Genomic DNA, 17,356 nt, shown 5'->3' with positions numbered 1-17,356 from the left:
CGCGGTGCGGCCACGAGCCGTGCAAGGATGATCGGATGCCGATGATCCGCGGGTTCGCGGCCCTCCAGGACCGCAACTTCCGATGGTTCTTCCTCGCCAGGGCGATCACGCTGATCACCGGGTCGATGTCGTCGATCGCCCTGGCCTTCGCGGTGCTGCAGATCGACAACGACGCCGGGTCGCTCTCGATCGTGCTCGCGGCGTTCACGGTCAGCAACATCGTGTTCGTGCTCTTCGGCGGGGTGGTCGCCGACCGGCTGCCGCGGGCCCTCATCATCCAGGGCTGCTACGTCGTCGACATCCTCACCGTCGGCGCGATGGCCGCGCTCCTGTTCTCCGGCGCCGCGACGGTGCCGCTGCTGGCCGTGCTCGCCGCGATCAACGGCGCCTCCACGGCGTTCGTGCTCCCCGCGATGCAGGGACTCATCCCCCAGCTCACGACGCCGGCGCACCTGCAGCAGGCGAACGCGATGCTGTCGTTCGTCCGGTCCGCGGTGACCATCGGCGGTCCGGTGATCGCGGGGATCCTCGTCGCGACCGCCGGACCGGCGTGGGCGATGGTGGTGCAGGCCGCCGGCTGGCTCGTCGCCATCCCCGTGCTGGCCCTCGTCCGGCTCCCGCCGCCCGCCCACACCGGCGGGTCGACCCTCTTCCACGACCTCCGCACGGGATGGAGCGAGTTCCGGCGGCACACCTGGCTGTGGACGGTGGTGCTGGCGTTCATGGTGATCAACGCGATCCACGCCGGCGCCTGGGGCGTGGTGGGGCCCTACATCGCCAAGAACGAGCCGATGCTCGGGATCGCCGGCTGGGGCTGGGTCGTCAGCGCCGAGGGAGTGGGCGTCCTGCTGATGACGTTGGTCCTGCTGTGGGCCCCGCTGCGCCGCCCGCTGCGGTGGGGGATGATCGGGATCTCCGCGTTCGCGCTCCCCCTCGCCCTGCTGGGTCTGCACCCCGCGGTGGGCCTGCTGGTGGTGGCGACGTTCCTCGCGGGAATCGGGAACGAGGTGTTCAGCACCGGGTGGAACCTGGCGATGATGGAGAACATCCCCGCCGACCGGCTCTCGCGCGTCTCCAGCTACGACATGCTCGGCAGCTTCGTGGTCATGCCGGTGGGCACGCTGGTCTACGGGTGGCTGATCACCCGCGCCGATCCGGTGACCGTGCTCGTGTGGTCGGCCGTCCTCTACGCGGCGATCGCCTTGGGAACCCTGCTCGTCCCGAGCGTGTGGCGCATGGGCCGCCCCGCCGAGGCCCTCGTAAGGTGACGTCCCTCGTCGCGCCGAGACCCCCTTCCCTCGCCGAGACCCCCTCTGCCGTGCGCTGGGCAGAGGGGGTCCCGGCGAGCAGAGGGGGTTTCGGAGCAAGGTGCCCCTGGCGTATTCATAGCTCCGAGGACAACACTGGAGCCATGAGCTTCGACGCCCTCGCCCCTCTCGCCGACCGCGCCGCCCTGTTCGTCGCCCTCCGCCAGGACGCCCTCGTCGCCGCGACCGACGCGCTGGGCGAGAACCGCTGGGACGCCGACCTCGCCGCCGGGACCCTGACGTTCACCGCGAACGCGGACCCGTCCCGCCAGCTCGTGACGCGGGCGCACCTGATCGCCACGATCGCGCCCGGCCCGCGCTCGCTGATGTGGGCGTGGGCGCACCCGCAGGGGGACGCCGCAGGTCCGTCCTCGGCTCTGCGCGAGTACGGCACGACGCACGGCGTCTCCGCTCTGAGCGGCCCCGAGCTCGCGTTCCCCGCCGACACCGGCGCGGACATCGACGCCTGGATCGACGCGGCCGCCCACGAGGTCGGCGCGGTGGCCGTGGAGATCAGCGGCCGCTCGCCGTACTACTCGGCACCGGTGGGCGGTGGCACGCGCGCGGTGTTCCTCCTCGACGCCCCGATCGCTCCGCTCACGGTGGCGGATGCCGTGATCGCTCTCCCCCGCATCCTCTCCACGGTCTCCCCCTCGGATCCCCGCACGTCCGTCTGGGACCTGGCTCGACTCGCGGGCTGGAACCTGCAGTGGACGGACGAGGCCTACTCGGGCGCGGTCGTCAGCGACGCGACGGGATCGGCCACGTTCCGCTTCGACGAGCAGGCTCGGATCGCCGGCATCGAGAGCACGCTCGGCGGCGCCGCCGCGCAGAGCCCCGCCTGAGGGGCGGTCCCCGGGTCGGCTCGCGCCGCAGCCGACCCGCATCGCGGACTCCCGGCGCTGGGCGCGACGGCGTGCGCTGGCTAGCATGAGCGCCATGGGCACCCTGGACCTCATCCCCGCGGGACGCATGTTCACCGAGTCGGACATCGTGGTCTACGCCGACCCGGCGCACCGGACCCTGGACGAGGCGATCGCGGACGCCGACCTCCTGGTGAGCTGCCCGCACGCGGAAGCGGCGATCCCCGAGGAGCTCGCCGAGTTCCTCTCCCCCGCGCTGACCCGCCGGCTCCAGTACGACTTCACCGACGTCGCGACCGCCGCGATCGTCCGGCGATGGGCGTCCGAGGACCCGCGGACCATCGCCGTGATCAACCCCCACCCGCGGCTGGTGCGGGACCCGAACCGCCCACGGCCGGCCGATCCCGGCGCCGACCTCACGGCGGCGATCGCCCGGACGACGGAGGCGGGGCCGTGGCAGCCCGTCGACCTGACGGGCGTCGACGCGATCCGCCCCGTCACGTTCTCGTTCTTCCCGATCCTGGAGGTCCCCGAGGCCGAGCAGGAGCGCCGGCGTCTGGTCGACGCGTTCGTCGAGGTCGCCGAGCGCGGCCTGGGCGTGTACGAGCGGATCCGCGACGAGCTGACCGAGCGGATCGTGTCGCGGCGCCTCACGACCGGCGGCCGATTCACCCGGCTCTCCTTCCACGACACCATGAACACCACCACCACGCCCGACGGGGCCGTGAACGTGCCCCGCGAGGAGAAGGACCGTCTCCCGCGCGTGGTCGCGCTGTCCAACCGGGGCGACGAGCGCGGCGAGGCGCGCGCGGACCCGTCGGATCCGCCCACGATGGTTCCCGAGCGCCTGCGCGCGCTCGCGCAGGCGCATCGGCGCGCATTCCCGGCCGGCAGCCCCGAGGACGTGTCGCTCAACCGGCCCTACCTCGGCAGCCAGGAGATCCGTGCGGCCGGGGCGCGGTTCCGCGAGCTGGCGGCGCCGGCCGCCGCGGCCGGCCTCGCGCTGGACGCCGTGCAGGCGGAGTTCCTCCGCGAGTACCTGCTGGGAGCGGCGGCCACGGAGCTGCTGCATCGTCCGGGCGACGACTGGGTCGAGGAGGATCCCGCGCACGTCGACGCCGTGGCGGCCGCGTGCCGTCGCGCCTGGGACCTCTACCGCGCGGGCTGACCCTCCGCGTCGTCAGGGCGGGCCTCATCCGCCCCAGAGGACCCCGAACAGGGCGCCGAAGCCGATCGTCGTCACCGCCAGCACGAGGGTGGGGACGAAGAACGAGTGGTCCACGAGCTTGGTCCCGAGCTTGGTCGTCCCGGACGTGTCGAAGTTCGCGGCGGCGATCTGGGATCCGTTGGTCGGCAGCAGGTAGATGCCGGCGAACGCGCCGGCCCACATGCCCGACAGGAGCCCGAGCGGGATCCCCGCGGCGAGCCCGATCGGCACGATCGTCCTCGTCGCGGTGGACTGGCTCGTCGTGAGCACGCAGACGAGGAACACGCCGAGAGCGAAGATCCACGGCGCGGCGCTGACGAGGCCGCCCACGCCGTTCGCGATGAGCGCCGTGTGAGCGCCGAGGAAGGTGTCGGTCAGCCACGCGAGGCCGAACAGCGCGATCGCCGACACCATGCCCGCCTTGAAGACGGTGACCGTGGGGATCTCGGCGACCTTCGGCCGGGAGACGAGGAGGATCACGGTCCCGACCACGAACATCACGATCTCGATGATCGGGGTCATGCTCACCGGTCCGCCGTCGGCGTCCAGCGGTCGGAACTGCTTGAACAGGCCGAAGAAGACGATCACGGCGACGCCGAGCAGGAAGATGATCGCCGCGTTCCTCCCGGCGGCCGTGACCGTGACGTCCGCCTTCACCTCGTCCGCGCCCTGTCGCGGCGGGGCGAGCTCACCGCGGGCGATCCGCGCCTGCACGTCGGGGTCGTCCGCCAGCTCCTTGCCGAGCCGGTTGACCACCAGCCCCGACACCACGATGCCGACCACCGCGGCGGGGATCGTGACCTTGAGGATGTCGACGAGCTCGAAGTTCCACGGGGCGGTGTCCGTGAGGGTCACCATCGCCGCCATCGCCGCGGACACCGGACTGCAGGCCAGCGCGACGCCGGTCGCCACCACGGACAGCGACAGGGGGCGGGACGGGCGGATCCCGTTGCGGTACGAGAGGTCCTGGATCACCGGGAGCAGCGGGTAGAGGATGTTCGAGGTCCCGGCGCCGACCGAGAAGAGGAACGACACCAGCGGGGCGACGAGCGTGATCTGACGGGGGCTGCGCGCGATGAGCTTCGCCGCCACCGACACCATCCAGTCGATGCCTCCCGCGGACTGCATCATGGAGGCGGCCAGCACGACGGAGAGCACGATCAGCAGCGCGTCCACCGGCGGAGAGCCCGGCGGCACCCGGAAGACGAAGACGAGGATCGCGACCCCCGCCCCTCCCCAGAGACCGAGGCCCACGCCGCTGGAGCGCGTCCCCATCACGATGCAGCCGAGGACCACCAGCAGCTCGGCGACGAACAGGGCGATCTCCATAGGGGCTCCTCAGCGTCCGCGGACGGGGCCAGCATATTGGTCACGGCGACAGCGCCACCAGGAGCGCGCGCGACGCTTGCGTGCGACGGGATCAGCGTCCGAGGCGCTGGCGGGCCGTGTTGCGCCCGGCGGTGACCTTCGTGTGCCGGGTCGCGGCCGCCAGCCCGAACGCGGGCATGTCCACGTACACCGTCTCCAGATCGGCGACCGGCACCTGGTACGTCTCGTGCCACACGCCCACGCTCCCCGAGCCCGCCGCCGTGCGCATGAACTCCCGCCAGGCGGCGAGGTGCGGCGCGTCCCGATCCGCCGCGAAGCGCTGGAGGTGCTCCGGGCTCTCCCAGTACGACACGAGGATCGTCGTCCGCCCCAGCCACTGATGCCCGCCGAGCATCCCCGCCTCGGGGCGAGCGGCGAGGTGACGCAGCATGGGTCCCATCCGGCTCGCCGTGCGCAGCACCCTCGGAAGATCCCACCATCGGTTCGCCCGCATCCCGATGAGGAAGACCGTGATGTCCTCACGGTCCGGCGCGGCAGTGAACCGGCCGGTATGCACCTGCATCATTCCCGATCCTCCGTAACGTTGTTATAAAACGACGTTACGATACGATGGACCTCATGGCAAGACCATCCACACACGACGCCGCGCTGCGGGATCGTCTCCTGGAGGAGGCCGCGGAGCTCGTCGACAAGGAGGGTCCGGAACGCGTGTCGCTCCGGGAGATCGCCCGCGCCGCCGGAACGTCGACCTCCGCGGTGTACGCGCTGTTCGGGGGGAAGACTGAGCTGCTCGCCGCCGTGGTCGAGGACGCGTTCGCCTCGTTCGGCCGTGCCCAGGCGGCGGCGGAGCCGGAGGGCCTGCGCGCGCTCGGGCTCGCCTATCGCGCGTGGGCCCTGCGGCACCCGGCGCGCTACCGCCTCATGTTCGGCGGCGCCCTCGCCGCCGCGCACGAGGGCGTCGACCCCGCGGTCTCCCTCGGCGCGCTCCTCCCCCTCGCCCGTACGCTCCTCGGCACCGCGACCCCGTCCCCGGACGCCGACCTCCGCGCGACGATCGCCGTGTGGGCGCAGGTCCACGGAGCCGTGAGCCTGGAGCTCGCCGGGATCACCCCGCACCACGTCTCCCCCGACGCGGTCTACGAGGCGGTCCTCGACGGGATCGCCGCCGCCCACCCCGGTCGCTGACGCATCGCACGAGGCCGTCCGCCGAATGGGGCGGGTTCCCTGATCACGCCGCGTGTGCCACGCTGGGCGGATGAGGAAATGGGTCGTGCGCATCGCCTCCCTGTACGTCTTCACCGTCGTCGTCCTGCTGGTGATCGGGTGGCTCATGCCCACCGTCTCGGTCGGATGGCACGCGTTGTGGGCCGGCGTCGTGCTCACCGCCGCCGCCCTCGCGGTCAAGCCGCTGCTGACCCGTGTGTTCCGCAACGCCGCGGCGCGTTCCTCCGGCACGCGCTCCCGCGCCGGGGAGAAGGCCGTGCAGTACACCCTCGTCTTCGCGGTGGAGCTGGTCGTCTGGATCCTCACCGTCTGGTTCAGCGGTGTGCACGTGCGCGGCTGGTTCTGGGGCTACGTCCTCCCGCCGCTGATCCTGCTCGTCGCCTGGGTCGTGTACGACGCCATCGACGACCGCGTCGAGGCGAAGGCGGGCGAGCTGTACGACGCCGCGGGCGCACGCCTGGGCCGCGGAGGGACGTCAGGCCCCCAGGCGAACACGCCGGCGCAGGCCTCGCCGTCGGCCGCCGACCAGGCCGCACGGACACAGGGTCGCGCGGAGCTCGACGACGGACTCACCCCCGAGCAGCGACGGATGCTCGACGAGCTGGGCTGATCCGCGCGGGCAGCGCTCCGAAAGCCCTTCGACGGGCTCAGAGACCATCGAAGCCGGTCACTGAGCCCGTCGAAGCGATGTCCGCGCCGCCACGTGATCCGCGCGCGACGGCGCCGGCTCACGCGTCGAGCGTGCGCTCCGCCGCCTCGACCACGTTCGTCATCAGCAGCGCCACGGTCATCGGACCGACGCCGCCCGGGTTCGGCGAGATCCAGCCCGCCACCTCCGCGACGTCGGGCGCGACATCCCCGAACACCCGATCCTTCCCCGTCTCCGGGTCCCGTTCGCGGGTGACGCCCACGTCGAGCACGGCTGCTCCGGGCTTGACGTCCTCGGCCCGGATCAGGTGCTTGACGCCCGCGGCGGCCACGATGACGTCGGCCTCGCGCAGGTAGCGCGGCATGTCGACCGTGCCGGTGTGGGTGAGCGTGACCGTCGCGTTGAGCTCGCGCCGGGTGAGCAGCAGCCCGATCGAACGCCCGATCGTGACCCCGCGCCCGACGACGACGACGTGCTTGCCCTTCAGGTCGTAGTCGTTGCGCAGCAGCAGCTCGATCACGCCCCGCGGCGTGCACGGGAGCGGCGTGTGGATCGGGCCGTTGACGTTCAGCACGAGCCGGCCGAGGTTGGTCGGGTGCAGTCCGTCGGCGTCCTTCTCCGGATCGATCCGCTCCAGGATCGCGTCGGTGTCCAGGTGCTTCGGCAGCGGCAGCTGCACGATGTACCCGTGGCACGCGGGATCCGCGTTGAGCTCGTCGATCAGCGCCTCGACCTCGGCCTGGGTGGCGCCGGCGGGAAGCTCGCGCTGGATCGAGTTCATCCCGACCGCCTCGGACTGGCGGTGCTTCATGCCGACGTAGAGCTGCGACGCCGGGTCGGCGCCGACGAGGACCGTCGCGATCCCCGGGGTGACGCCCTTCGCCTTCAGCGCGGCGACGCGCTCGGTCAGCTCGGCCTTGATGGCGGCCGCCGCCGCCTTGCCGTCGAGGACCCTCGCGGTCACTGCTGCAGGTCCGGGTAGAGCGGGAAGGCCGATGCCAGCGCGTCGACACGGGCTCGCAGCGCATCCAGGTCGGCACCGGGCTGCAGAGCCCGGGCGATGACGTCGGCGACCTCGGTGAACTCGGCGTCGCCGAAACCGCGGGTGGCGAGCGCCGGGGTGCCGATGCGCAGGCCCGACGTGACCATCGGCGGACGCGGGTCGTTCGGCACGGCGTTGCGGTTGACGGTGATGTGGATCTCGTGGAGCAGGTCCTCGGCCTGCTTGCCGTCGATCTCGGCATCGCGCAGGTCGACGAGCACGAGGTGCACGTCCGTGCCCCCCGAGCGCACGGAGATGCCGGCGTCCTTCACATCCTGCTGCGAGAGGCGGTCGGCGATGATCGCCGCACCGCGCAGCACGCGCTCCTGGCGCTCGGTGAACTCCGGGGTGCCTGCGATCTTGAACGCGGTCGCCTTGGCGGCGATCACGTGCATGAGCGGGCCACCCTGCTGGCCGGGGAAGACGGCCGAGTTGATCTTCTTCGCGATGTCGGCGTCGTTGGTGAGGATGAAGCCCGAGCGGGGGCCGCCGATCGTCTTGTGCACGGTCGACGAGACGACGTGGGCGTGCGGCACCGGGTTCGGGTGCAGGCCGGCGGCGACGAGACCGGCGAAGTGCGCCATGTCGACCCAGAGGAGGGCCCCGACCTCGTCGGCGATCGCGCGGAACGCGGCGAAGTCGAGGGTGCGGGGGTAGGCCGACCAACCGGCGATGATGACCTTCGGCTTGTGCTCGATGGCGAGGCGCCGCACCTCGTCCATGTCGATGGTCGAGGTCTCGGGGTTCACGCCGTAGGCGACGATGTCGTACAGCCGGCCCGAGAAGTTGATCTTCATGCCGTGGGTCAGGTGACCGCCCTGGTCGAGCGAGAGGCCGAGCAGGGTGTCGCCGGGGCGGGCGATGGCGTGCAGCACGGCCGCGTTCGCGGTGGCGCCCGAGTGCGGCTGGACGTTGGCGAACTCGGCGCCGAACAGTGCCTTAGCGCGGGCGATCGCGAGCTCCTCGGCGACGTCGACCTCCTCGCAGCCGCCGTAGTAGCGACGGCCCGGGTAGCCCTCGGCGTACTTGTTGGTCAGCACCGAGCCCTGCGACTGCAGCACCGAGACGGGCACGAAGTTCTCGGACGCGATCATCTCGAGGAAGGTCTGCTGACGCTTCAGCTCGCGGTCCAGGACCTCGGCGATCTCGGGATCGACCTCGGAAAGGGGGGCGTTGAAGGACGAGTCGGTCATGGCGTTCTCCTTTGATGACGGATCGGTCGGTTGGTGAGCGCCCGCGGGAGCGGACGTGTCGGAACACCTCATCGGCCCAGGCGCGCGGTCGAATCCGTAACGGTCGCTCCCCGGTGGTGCCCCACCCAGACGCCAGTCGCGACGCTCACGAGCATAGCGGAACGCCCCGAGACCGCCGCCGCTCTCGCCGACAATCCGCACATGCCGTTCCGACGGACGGAGGAGGACCGCCTCTTTCGATCGCCCCGCCCCCGATCTGCACATGTTGCGCCGATCTGCACACCAACCGGCGTCCATCCATGTGCACATCGGGATCCGATGTGCAGATCGGGGCGATGTGCAGATCCGGTCCGCCGGCTGTGCAGATCGGGCGCGTCGGCCATCCGCGCACCCTCCGCCCGTCACGGTCGGGATTGGCACTCGCTTCGACACCGGCCGCGGGGTAGGTTTTGTTCATGGTCTTGCCTGATCCGCTGCCCCTGGTCCCCTACCCGTCCGTCGTCCAGCGAGGAGACGGCGTCGTGGCCTTCGATCCCGCCCGCATCACCGGTGACGCCGCGGCGGTGGAGCTGTTGCGCGCTGACCTGCGGGCGTACACGGACCTCGCCCCTCGCCACGGCGAGAGCGCCGCCGGCGACGTCGTCCTCGCGATCGACCCCGCGGTGTCGTCACCGGAGGGTTACGTCCTGTCGGTGACCGACGGCGTCCGGGTCATCGGACACGACGCCGCGGGCCTCTTCTTCGGGACGCGCACCCTGCTCCAGCTGCTGCAGGAGACGGACGAGGGCTGGGTCGTCCCGGTCGTCGAGATCGAGGACTCCCCGCGCTTCGGCTACCGCGGCGTGATGCTGGACGTCGCCCGCCACTTCTTCGGCGTCGAGGACGTCGAGCGCTACATCGACCGGGCCGTCCGCCTGAAGTACAACGCGCTGCATCTGCACCTCACCGACGATCAGGGCTGGCGGATCCACATCGACTCCTGGCCGCTGCTGACCGAACGGGCGGCCACGACGTCGGCGGGCGGGGACCCGGGCGGCTTCTACACGAAGGACGACTACCGCCGGATCGTCGAGTACGCCGCGGCACGTCACATGATCGTCGTGCCCGAGATCGACCTGCCCGGACACACGCACGCGATCGGCGTCGCCTATCCCGAGCTCGTCGAGGCCCCCGTGATGAACGACGGCCTGCTCGCCGACTCGGAACGGCTCGGCCAGCCCCTGCCCGTCGCGGGCGAGCCCTACCTCGGCTGGGGAGTCGGGCACTCCTCGGTCCGCATCCGCGAGGAGCGGACCTACGGCTTCGTGCGCGACGTCCTCACGGAGCTCGCCGAGATCACCCCCGGCCCGTACCTGCACATCGGCGGGGACGAGTCCCTCGGCACCTCCGCGGAGGACTTCGCCTACTTCGTCGAGCGGGCCACCGCCCTCGTCGTGGAGACCGGGAAGACCCCGGTCGCCTGGCACGAGGTCGGCGCCGCCGCCGGCATCGCCGAGGGCACGGTCGGTCAGTACTGGGGGAACACCACCCCGCGCGGGACGCACGCGGAGGAGGCGGCGCACTTCGTCGAGCGCGGCGGCGCGCTGATCATGTCCCCGTCCAACGTGACCTATCTCGACATGAAGTACGCCCCCGACTTCCCCCTCGGGCTCGACTGGGCCGGACTCATCGACCTGCGGACGGCCTACTCGTGGGAGCCCACCGCGATCGTCCCCGGCATCCCCGACACCGGTGTCCTCGGGGTGGAGGCGCCGCTGTGGACCGAGACGGTGCGGACCATCGAGGACGCGGACCGACTGGTCTTCCCGCGCGTCTCCGCGATCGCGGAGATCGCCTGGTCGGCCTCGGACGGGACCGAGCGGACGTGGGAGTCGTTCCGCGACCGTGTGGCCGGGCTGGCCGCCGGCTGGGCCGCGAGCGGGATCGGATACCACGCGACGGAGGAGATCGAATGGCCGGCGGCGTGACCGAGAGCTCGATCGCCGGTTCGCTCGTCGTCCACGGGGCCCGGCTGGTCTCGGGCGGGTCGATCACCGAGGAGGCCTGGGTCCGGTTCGACGACGGGCGGGTGACGGCGCTCGGCGCCGGCACGGACTGGACGCCCGCGGACCGGGTGGTCGACGCCGCCGAGACGGCGGGGCCGGGCGCCCTCCTCGTCCCGGGCTTCGTGGACATCCACGGCCACGGCGGCGGCGGCGCGGCGTTCGACGACGGCGCCGACGCCATCCGCACCGCACGCGCCGTCCATCGCGCTCACGGGACCACCCGCGCGGTCGTCTCCCTCGTCACCGCCACGCTCGACGAGCTCGCCGAACGCGCAGCGGCGATCGCGGACCTGATGGAGGAGGAGCCGGATCTGCTCGGATCCCACCTCGAGGGGCCGTTCCTGGACCCGGGGCACAAGGGCGCGCACTCCCCGGACCTGCTGCGCGAGCCCGAGGCCGCCGACGTCGAACGTCTGCTGGCAGCCGGGCGCGGCACGATCCGTCAGGTCACGATCGCCCCCGAGATTCCGGGAGGACTCGAGGCGATCCGCCGCATCGTCGCCGGCGGCGCCGCCGCTGCCGTCGGCCACACCGATGCCGACGACGACACCATGCGGGCGGCGTTCGACGCGGGTGCCACGATCCTGACCCACGCTTTCAACGCCATGCGCCCGGTCCACCACCGCGAGCCCGGTCCCGTGCTGACGGCGGCAGCCGATCCGCGCGTGGTCCTCGAGGCGATCGCGGACAACATCCACCTGCACCCGCACGTCATCAAGCTCGTGTTCGACGAAGCCCCCGGACGGGTCGCGCTGGTGACCGACGCCATGGCCGCGGCCGGTTCCGCGGACGGGGACTACATGCTCGGTGCCCTGCATGTGACCGTGCGGGACGGCGTGGCTCGCGTCGACAGCGGCTCGATCGCCGGCTCCACCCTCACTCAGGACGTCGCGCTGCGACGCGCGGTCGAGGCGGGCGTGCCGCTGACGGAGGCGGTCCGCGCCCTGACCGAGACGCCGGCCCGTGCGATCGGCGTCGGTCACGCGCTCGGTGCGCTCGCGCCGGGCCTCACCGCCGACGCCGTCCTCCTGACGTCCGATCTCGACGTCGCGCGGGTGTGGACCGGCGGTCCGATCGCGCGCGGATGATCCGGCTCCGCGGAGGAGGGAGCGGGGAGGTCGCCGCCCCCAGTGCGGCGACCTCCTTCTCCCCCTGTGCAGAGAAGGGGGCTCGGGAACTCCTCCCCCGAGGCTCCCGAGCCCGCCTGACCGGCGGATTTCCCCGCCGCCGGCTGCCGTGCGTCTCCGCCCCCCGGTGGGGACGCAGGCTGTCTCTGACCAATGAGATGCGCGTTCCTCGGATTCATTACGCGGGTTCTGAGATTTTTCTCCACGAGTTTTTCGAGCACCCGGGGCACCCTCGACGCGACCGCAGGAAATCCGCACCGTGCACTGGCCCTTCTCAGGCTGAGGGTGAAGAATGGGGAGTCCGCGTGATGGAACGAGGGTTCGCGTGTCTCTTCCTGTGAGAGCGCACCCATCCGACGTGAGAAACACTCCATGACCGACCAGAACCACACTCCTCCGGCCCGCCCCGAGGGCGCCGACGCGCCCAGCGACGCGGACCTCATCCTCCGTACCCGCTCGGGCGACGCCGACGCCTATGCGGAGCTGTGGCGACGCCACCACCGATCCGGGATCGCGGTCGCGCATTCGATCACGTCGGCCTTCGACGCCGACGACCTGGTCCAGGAGTCCTTCGCCCGCATCTTCCAGACCATCCGCAAGGGCGGAGGACCCACCGGGTCCTTCCGCGCCTACCTCTTCACCAGCATCCGCAACACCGCGGCGAACTGGGGGCGCGCAAAGCGGGAGTCGGCGATCGACGAGCTCGACCGTGTCCCCGATCCGAGCACGACCGACCAGGCCGCCAGCGATGCGCTCGACCGCAGCCTCACCGCTCAGGCGTTCCGCAGCCTTCCCACCCGCTGGCAGGAAGTGCTCTGGTACTCCGAGATCGAGCAGATGAAGCCCGCGGAGATCGCTCCGCTGCTGGGCATGTCCGCCGGCGCGACCTCGCAGCTCGCGTTCCGCGCCCGCGAGGGTCTGCGCGAGGCCTGGATCCAGGCGCACCTACGCTCGGCGGAGCCGGGCTCGGCCTGCGAGTGGACGATCGAGCGCCTCGGTGCGTACTCGCGCGGCAACCTGGGCACACGGGATCGCCGCAAGCTGGAGCTCCACCTCGACGAGTGCGCGCGCTGCATGATTGTCGCCGCCGAAGCGAAGGACGTCTCGCACCGGCTCGCACTCGTTCTCCTGCCGCTCGTGCTGGGCGTGTCCGGTGCCGGGGCGTACCTCGCGACGCTGCAGAACGGCTCCGCCCCGCTGACCGCTCTTGCGGCCATGCCGTCCGGCGTCGTCGAAGGCGCCGTCGTGGCCGGCTCGACCGCGGTCGGCGCCGCGGCCGGCGGAAGCGGCGCGGGTGCCGGGGGCGCCGGTGGAACGGGCGGTGGCGCCGGTGGAACTGGTGGTGCGGGAGGAGCCGGAGGAGCCGGCGGCGGTGCTGGTGGGGCCGGTTCCGGCGGCGGCGTGGTCTCCGGGCTCGGCGCGCTGGTCGGTGTGGGCTCGGCGGCACTCGTGGTGGCCGGAGCCATCGTGGCCTCGGCGGTCGTTCCGGCACTGGTGGCCGATCCCAGCTCCACGTCCGAGCCCTCTGCCGGTCAGCAGGGAGCGGCCGGAATCGTGGCCGAGGTCGGTCCCGACGACCCCTCCGCCACGAACACGAAGTCGATCGTGGTGGAGCCGACGCCGTCTCCAGACCGGCCGCACGATCGGATCCGTCCGACGGACCCTCCCTTCCTGCGTCCGACGCTGCCGCTCCCCGTCCCGACCGGACCGACTCCGGCGCCCAATCCGGCCCCTCCGGCACCACAGCCCTCCGAACCGCCGGTGGACCCGTCGCCCGAACCCACCGAGCCCGAGCCGACGCCTGAGCCGACACCGACGCCGACGCCGACGCCTGAGCCCACGCCGACACCGACGCCTGAGCCCACGCCCACGCCCACGCCTGAGCCCACGCCGACACCGACGCCTGAGCCCACGCCGACGCCCACGCCTGAGCCGACACCGACGCCTGAGCCCACGCCGACACCGACGCCTGAGCCCACGCCGACACCGACGCCTGAGCCCACGCCCACGCCTGAGCCGACACCGACGCCTGAGCCCACGCCCACGCCGACGCCCACGGTGGACCCGCAGCCGACGCCCGAGCCGACGCCCACCCCGACGCCGACGCCCGATCCGGGCCTTCCCGACGGCTCACCGACCATCGTGTCCGCGTCGGTCGCCCTGGACCTCGACATCGTGACGCACATCACCGTGACCGTGTCCGGCGCCCCCGGCGCGACGGTGCAGCCGTACATCGACGGCCGCACCGCGGGGACCTCGTCGACCGTGCTCGGGGAGGACGGCACCGGATCCGTCGAGCTGCGCCCCAGCCTCCTCCAGCTTCTGGTCAACGCTCAGGTGGATCTCCGGTACACCCACGGGGACGAGCAGGGGCCGCCGACCGTGACGACCCTGTCGCGGCTGCTCGCCCTCGCCGGATGGGGAGGAACCGAGCCGAGCACGCCGCCGACGGAGGAGACCGCGCCGGGCTCCGAGGGACCGGCCACGGACGAGCCCCCGCTTCCCGCACCGGATCCGGCACCGTCGGACCCCGTGGAGGAGGACGCCCCGCCGGCCGCGCCGGCGGAGGACACCGTGCCGGTGGATCCGCCCGCCCTCATCGCCCCCGACCCCGAGCCCGCGGCTCCCGTCGAGGAGCCCGAGGTCGCGGAGCCGGCTCCGGCGGTGCCCGCGGACGACCCGCCGGAAGACGCCGAGACGCCAGTGCTCACCGGCGAGCCGGCGCCCGCGGGATCCGTGGAGACACCCGCGACGCTCACGGCGCTGCCCGCGCCCGTGCGCACCACGGGCCCGTGACGCGGAGCTCGTCCCCGCTACCCCGCGGCCGCGTCTGCGGCCGATCCGTCCGGCGGTAGGATGGAGACCATGTCCGCCACACCGTCGACCGCGCCCGCTGCGGGCATGACGGCCCGCGTCACCCCCCTCGACATCGTCCGCGTGGTGATCCTCCTGGTCGCCGTGGGTTCGCTGGTCCTCTGGGGTCTCGTGGCGTGGTCCCTGCCGTGGAACATCGTGGCCGCGATCGGTGCCCCCGCGATCGTCGTCCTGGTGTGGGCGCTGTTCCTCTCCCCGCGCCCGGTGCTGGCGGTGCACCCGTTCCTCCGTGCGGCTGTCGAGCTCGCGGTCTATGCGGGCGTCACCATCGCGTGGTGGTCTCTGGGGCAGACGTGGATCGGCCTCGGCTTCGGCGTGGTCGCCGTCGCCGCGGGCCTCGTCGCCGGTCGACGCGCGCTGGACTGAGCGCATGGGCGTCGGGGGACCCTCGGGCGCGGACGCCGTGGTGGCGCGGCTGCGCGCACGACTGGGCGAGCGTCTGGATGTGAGCCCCACGAGCCTCGAGGCCGCCCGGGCCGATCGCTCGGGACACTCCTCCCCCGGCGCGCCGCTGGCCGTCGTGCACGCGGAGTCCGTGACGGACGTCCAGGAGACGCTGCGGATCGCCCACGAGACCGGCACCCCCGTGGTGACGCGCGGCGCCGGGACGGGGCTCGCGGGCGCCGCCGGGGCGGGACCCGGCGAGATCTCGCTGTCGACTCTCCGGATGAACCGGATCCTGGAGATCCGCCCGGACGATCTGCTGGCCGTCGTCGAGCCGGGGATCCTCGGCGGCGACCTCGGACGGGCTCTGGCTCCCCACGGCCTGTGGTGGGCGCCGGACCCCGCGAGCCGTGAGATCTCGACCGTCGGCGGGAACATCGCCACGGGGGCCGGCGGCCTCCTGTGCGCCAAGTACGGCGTCGTCCGGGACGCCGTCCTCGCGATCGACCTCGTCCTCGCCGACGGCCGGCTGCTGCACCTCGGCCACCGCAGCGTGAAGGGGGTCACCGGCCTCGACCTCACCTCTCTCGTGATCGGCTCCGAGGGTGTGCTCGGCGTCGTCGTCGGCGCGACGCTCAAGCTGCGGCGGACGGTGCCCGGCACGCCCTGCACCGTCGCGGCGACCTTCGCCGACGTCCGCGCCGGGGCCGTCGCCTCCGCCGCCGTCACGGCCTCGGGCGTCCAGCCCGCCATCATGGAGCTGATGGACGCCGCCAGTCTCGCCGCCGTCCACCGCCTGCTGGGTCTGGAAGACCCTGCCCCCGGCACGGCGCAGCTCACCATCCAGACCGACGGCCCCGCCGCCGCGGACGAGGCGGGCCGGATCGCCGATGTCCTTCGCGACGCGGGCGGGACCGTCTCGGTCTCGCACGACCCCGAGGAGGGCGAACGCCTCCTCGCGATCCGCCGCTCCATGCATCCGGCCATGGCGGCCCTCGGCACGACCCTCATCGAGGACGTCTCGGTGCCGCGCAGCGCCCTCGCGGCCATGTTCGACGAGATCGCCCGCATCGAGCGCGCCTACGACCTCAAGATCCCTACCGTCGTTCACGCGGGCGACGGCAACCTGCACCCGAACTTCATCTTCGACGGCCCCGAGGTGCCGCCGCGGATCTGGCAGGCGGCGGACGAGCTGTTCCGCGCCGCGATCCGCCTGGGCGGGACGCTGACGGGCGAGCACGGGATCGGCACGCTCAAGAGCAGATGGCTCGCCGACGAGCTCGGCGAGGACCAGTGGGAGATCCAGCGCCGGATCGCCCGCGTGTTCGATCCGGCCGGGATCCTCAATCCGGGCAAGGTCTTCGCCGCACGAGGAGGAACGAATGCCTGACATCCATGTGAGCGCGGCGGTGGTGACCGACGGAGCCGGCCGCGCGCTGGTGGTGCGCAAGAACGGCACCGAGCGGTTCATGCAGCCCGGCGGCAAGCCGGAGCCGGGCGAGACCGCGGCGCAGACCCTGGCGCGCGAGCTGGACGAGGAGCTGGGTCTCCGGGTCTCCCTCGACGAGCTGCGCCCGCTCGGGGTCTTCGTGTCCGCCGCGGCGAACGAGCCGGGTCACCGCGTCGTCGCGACGGCGTTCGCCCTGCGCGCGGAGGAGACGCAGGTCACCGTCCAGGCGGAGCTCGCGGAGCTGCGCTGGATCACTCCCGACGAGGCGTCTGCCCTCCCCCTCGCTCCGCTCAGCGAGGAGCACCTGCTCCCGCTCGCCTGGTCCTGACCCCGTCCGGCGTTTCGACTCGTCGCTGCGCCCCAACTCCGGTCGTTGAGCGACACTTCGTCTTGTCGCGCTCGCTCAGTGCAAGTCTCCGCGAGACGAAACGCGCCCAGCCCCGGGTCACCGCGTTTCGTCTCGTCGCTGCGTTCCCACACCGGTCGTTGAGCGAGCGCAGCGAGACGAAACGCCCCGCAGCCCCGGGTCACCACGTTTCGTCTCGTCGCTGCGCTCCTCGCTCAACGACCGAAAGGGGCGACCCGGAGCGGAGCGATGGCCTCGTCCGACGCGCCGGCATCGGGCCTGGCGGGAGCCGACCGAAGGACGGCGGGGGACCGCG

Annotated in this window: 15 protein-coding genes and 1 riboswitch; of the genes, 11 read left to right on the top strand and 4 right to left on the bottom strand. The window is 72.4% G+C overall.

The features are described 5' to 3' along the window. Positions 1 to 35: 35 nt before the first annotated feature. The 3 genes from V6R91_RS24740 to V6R91_RS24730 all read left to right on the top strand — a co-directional run bounded on the left by V6R91_RS24740 (position 36) and on the right by V6R91_RS24730 (position 3,338). Entirely contained in the window at positions 36 to 1,268 is a 1,233-nt protein-coding gene (locus tag V6R91_RS24740) for an MFS transporter (protein ID WP_336397469.1), read from the top strand. A 143-nt stretch (positions 1,269 to 1,411) separates the two neighbouring features. Beyond that, the gene (locus V6R91_RS24735; protein WP_271062163.1) at positions 1,412 to 2,152 is read left to right on the top strand and encodes a DUF6882 domain-containing protein; all 741 of its coding nucleotides are present in this window, start codon (positions 1,412 to 1,414) and stop codon (positions 2,150 to 2,152) included. 94 nt (positions 2,153 to 2,246) lie between these two features. Further along, a complete protein-coding gene (locus tag V6R91_RS24730) occupies positions 2,247 to 3,338 on the top strand; it encodes an N-formylglutamate amidohydrolase (protein WP_336397468.1) in 1,092 nt (363 codons plus the stop codon). 24 nt (positions 3,339 to 3,362) lie between these two features. Here the strand turns inward: V6R91_RS24730 and V6R91_RS24725 are convergent, their stop codons facing one another. Both V6R91_RS24725 and V6R91_RS24720 read right to left on the bottom strand, forming a co-directional pair. Further along, a complete protein-coding gene (locus V6R91_RS24725) occupies positions 3,363 to 4,706 on the bottom strand; it encodes an anaerobic C4-dicarboxylate transporter (RefSeq protein WP_231821368.1) in 1,344 nt (447 codons plus the stop codon). A gap of 91 nt (positions 4,707 to 4,797) precedes the next feature. After that, a complete protein-coding gene (locus V6R91_RS24720) occupies positions 4,798 to 5,271 on the bottom strand; it encodes a DUF4188 domain-containing protein (RefSeq protein WP_219086308.1) in 474 nt (157 codons plus the stop codon). A gap of 53 nt (positions 5,272 to 5,324) precedes the next feature. On the opposite strand from V6R91_RS24720, the gene V6R91_RS24715 reads away from it, so the two are divergent. Both V6R91_RS24715 and V6R91_RS24710 read left to right on the top strand, forming a co-directional pair. Continuing rightward, positions 5,325 to 5,891 carry a TetR/AcrR family transcriptional regulator gene (locus V6R91_RS24715; RefSeq protein WP_271062165.1) on the top strand — a complete coding sequence of 189 codons (567 nt, stop codon included), beginning with the start codon at positions 5,325 to 5,327 and terminating at the stop codon, positions 5,889 to 5,891. Between the two features lie 70 nt (positions 5,892 to 5,961). Then, positions 5,962 to 6,540 (top strand): phage holin family protein, encoded by a 579-nt coding sequence (locus tag V6R91_RS24710; RefSeq protein ID WP_336397467.1) that lies wholly within the window; start codon positions 5,962 to 5,964, stop codon positions 6,538 to 6,540. Between the two features lie 118 nt (positions 6,541 to 6,658). Here the strand turns inward: V6R91_RS24710 and V6R91_RS24705 are convergent, their stop codons facing one another. Beyond that, positions 6,659 to 7,543 carry a bifunctional methylenetetrahydrofolate dehydrogenase/methenyltetrahydrofolate cyclohydrolase gene (locus V6R91_RS24705; protein ID WP_336397466.1) on the bottom strand — a complete coding sequence of 295 codons (885 nt, stop codon included), beginning with the start codon at positions 7,541 to 7,543 and terminating at the stop codon, positions 6,659 to 6,661. Then, positions 7,540 to 8,814, bottom strand: coding sequence for a serine hydroxymethyltransferase (gene glyA / locus V6R91_RS24700; protein ID WP_271062168.1), 1,275 nt, complete (start codon positions 8,812 to 8,814; stop codon positions 7,540 to 7,542). Before glyA ends, V6R91_RS24705 begins: the two co-directional genes overlap by 4 nt. Before the next feature lie 67 nt (positions 8,815 to 8,881). Then, positions 8,882 to 8,964, bottom strand: a riboswitch (ZMP/ZTP riboswitch). 305 nt (positions 8,965 to 9,269) lie between these two features. Between glyA and V6R91_RS24695 the strand changes: the two genes are divergently transcribed. The 6 genes from V6R91_RS24695 (at position 9,270) to V6R91_RS24670 (ending at position 17,022) form a co-directional block, all read left to right on the top strand. Next, positions 9,270 to 10,781, top strand: a complete 1,512-nt coding sequence (locus tag V6R91_RS24695) for a beta-N-acetylhexosaminidase (RefSeq protein ID WP_336397465.1) — start codon at positions 9,270 to 9,272, stop codon at positions 10,779 to 10,781. Next, positions 10,766 to 11,947 carry an N-acetylglucosamine-6-phosphate deacetylase gene (gene nagA, locus V6R91_RS24690; RefSeq protein ID WP_336397464.1) on the top strand — a complete coding sequence of 394 codons (1,182 nt, stop codon included), beginning with the start codon at positions 10,766 to 10,768 and terminating at the stop codon, positions 11,945 to 11,947. The genes V6R91_RS24695 and nagA overlap by 16 nt, the downstream gene beginning before the upstream one ends. A gap of 411 nt (positions 11,948 to 12,358) precedes the next feature. Further along, the gene (locus V6R91_RS24685) at positions 12,359 to 14,782 is read left to right on the top strand and encodes a sigma-70 family RNA polymerase sigma factor (RefSeq protein ID WP_336397463.1); all 2,424 of its coding nucleotides are present in this window, start codon (positions 12,359 to 12,361) and stop codon (positions 14,780 to 14,782) included. A gap of 69 nt (positions 14,783 to 14,851) precedes the next feature. Further along, positions 14,852 to 15,226, top strand: coding sequence for a YrdB family protein (locus V6R91_RS24680; protein ID WP_067248964.1), 375 nt, complete (start codon positions 14,852 to 14,854; stop codon positions 15,224 to 15,226). A gap of 4 nt (positions 15,227 to 15,230) precedes the next feature. Further along, entirely contained in the window at positions 15,231 to 16,634 is a 1,404-nt protein-coding gene (locus V6R91_RS24675; protein WP_336397462.1) for an FAD-binding oxidoreductase, read from the top strand. Next, positions 16,627 to 17,022, top strand: a complete 396-nt coding sequence (locus V6R91_RS24670) for an NUDIX hydrolase (protein ID WP_067248960.1) — start codon at positions 16,627 to 16,629, stop codon at positions 17,020 to 17,022. The genes V6R91_RS24675 and V6R91_RS24670 overlap by 8 nt, the downstream gene beginning before the upstream one ends. Positions 17,023 to 17,356 lie beyond the last annotated feature (334 nt).

The sequence above is a fragment of the Microbacterium sp. CCNWLW41 genome (assembly GCF_037083505.1).
Note: the sequence above shows the minus strand (reverse complement) of the source record. Positions and strands in the feature narration are given on the sequence as shown.

Bases quoted from the DNA above. Each gene is read 5' to 3' on its own strand.
- V6R91_RS24740 (WP_336397469.1), top strand. From the start codon at position 36: ATGCCGATGATCCGCGGGTTCGCGGCCCTCCAGGACCGCAACTTCCGA.
- V6R91_RS24735 (WP_271062163.1), top strand. From the start codon at position 1,412: ATGAGCTTCGACGCCCTCGCCCCTCTCGCCGACCGCGCCGCCCTGTTC.
- V6R91_RS24730 (WP_336397468.1), top strand. From the start codon at position 2,247: ATGGGCACCCTGGACCTCATCCCCGCGGGACGCATGTTCACCGAGTCG.
- V6R91_RS24725 (WP_231821368.1), bottom strand. From the start codon at position 4,706: ATGGAGATCGCCCTGTTCGTCGCCGAGCTGCTGGTGGTCCTCGGCTGC.
- V6R91_RS24720 (WP_219086308.1), bottom strand. From the start codon at position 5,271: ATGATGCAGGTGCATACCGGCCGGTTCACTGCCGCGCCGGACCGTGAG.
- V6R91_RS24715 (WP_271062165.1), top strand. From the start codon at position 5,325: ATGGCAAGACCATCCACACACGACGCCGCGCTGCGGGATCGTCTCCTG.
- V6R91_RS24710 (WP_336397467.1), top strand. From the start codon at position 5,962: ATGAGGAAATGGGTCGTGCGCATCGCCTCCCTGTACGTCTTCACCGTC.
- glyA (WP_271062168.1), bottom strand. From the start codon at position 8,814: ATGACCGACTCGTCCTTCAACGCCCCCCTTTCCGAGGTCGATCCCGAG.
- V6R91_RS24695 (WP_336397465.1), top strand. From the start codon at position 9,270: ATGGTCTTGCCTGATCCGCTGCCCCTGGTCCCCTACCCGTCCGTCGTC.
- nagA (WP_336397464.1), top strand. From the start codon at position 10,766: ATGGCCGGCGGCGTGACCGAGAGCTCGATCGCCGGTTCGCTCGTCGTC.
- V6R91_RS24685 (WP_336397463.1), top strand. From the start codon at position 12,359: ATGACCGACCAGAACCACACTCCTCCGGCCCGCCCCGAGGGCGCCGAC.
- V6R91_RS24680 (WP_067248964.1), top strand. From the start codon at position 14,852: ATGTCCGCCACACCGTCGACCGCGCCCGCTGCGGGCATGACGGCCCGC.
- V6R91_RS24675 (WP_336397462.1), top strand. From the start codon at position 15,231: ATGGGCGTCGGGGGACCCTCGGGCGCGGACGCCGTGGTGGCGCGGCTG.
- V6R91_RS24670 (WP_067248960.1), top strand. From the start codon at position 16,627: ATGCCTGACATCCATGTGAGCGCGGCGGTGGTGACCGACGGAGCCGGC.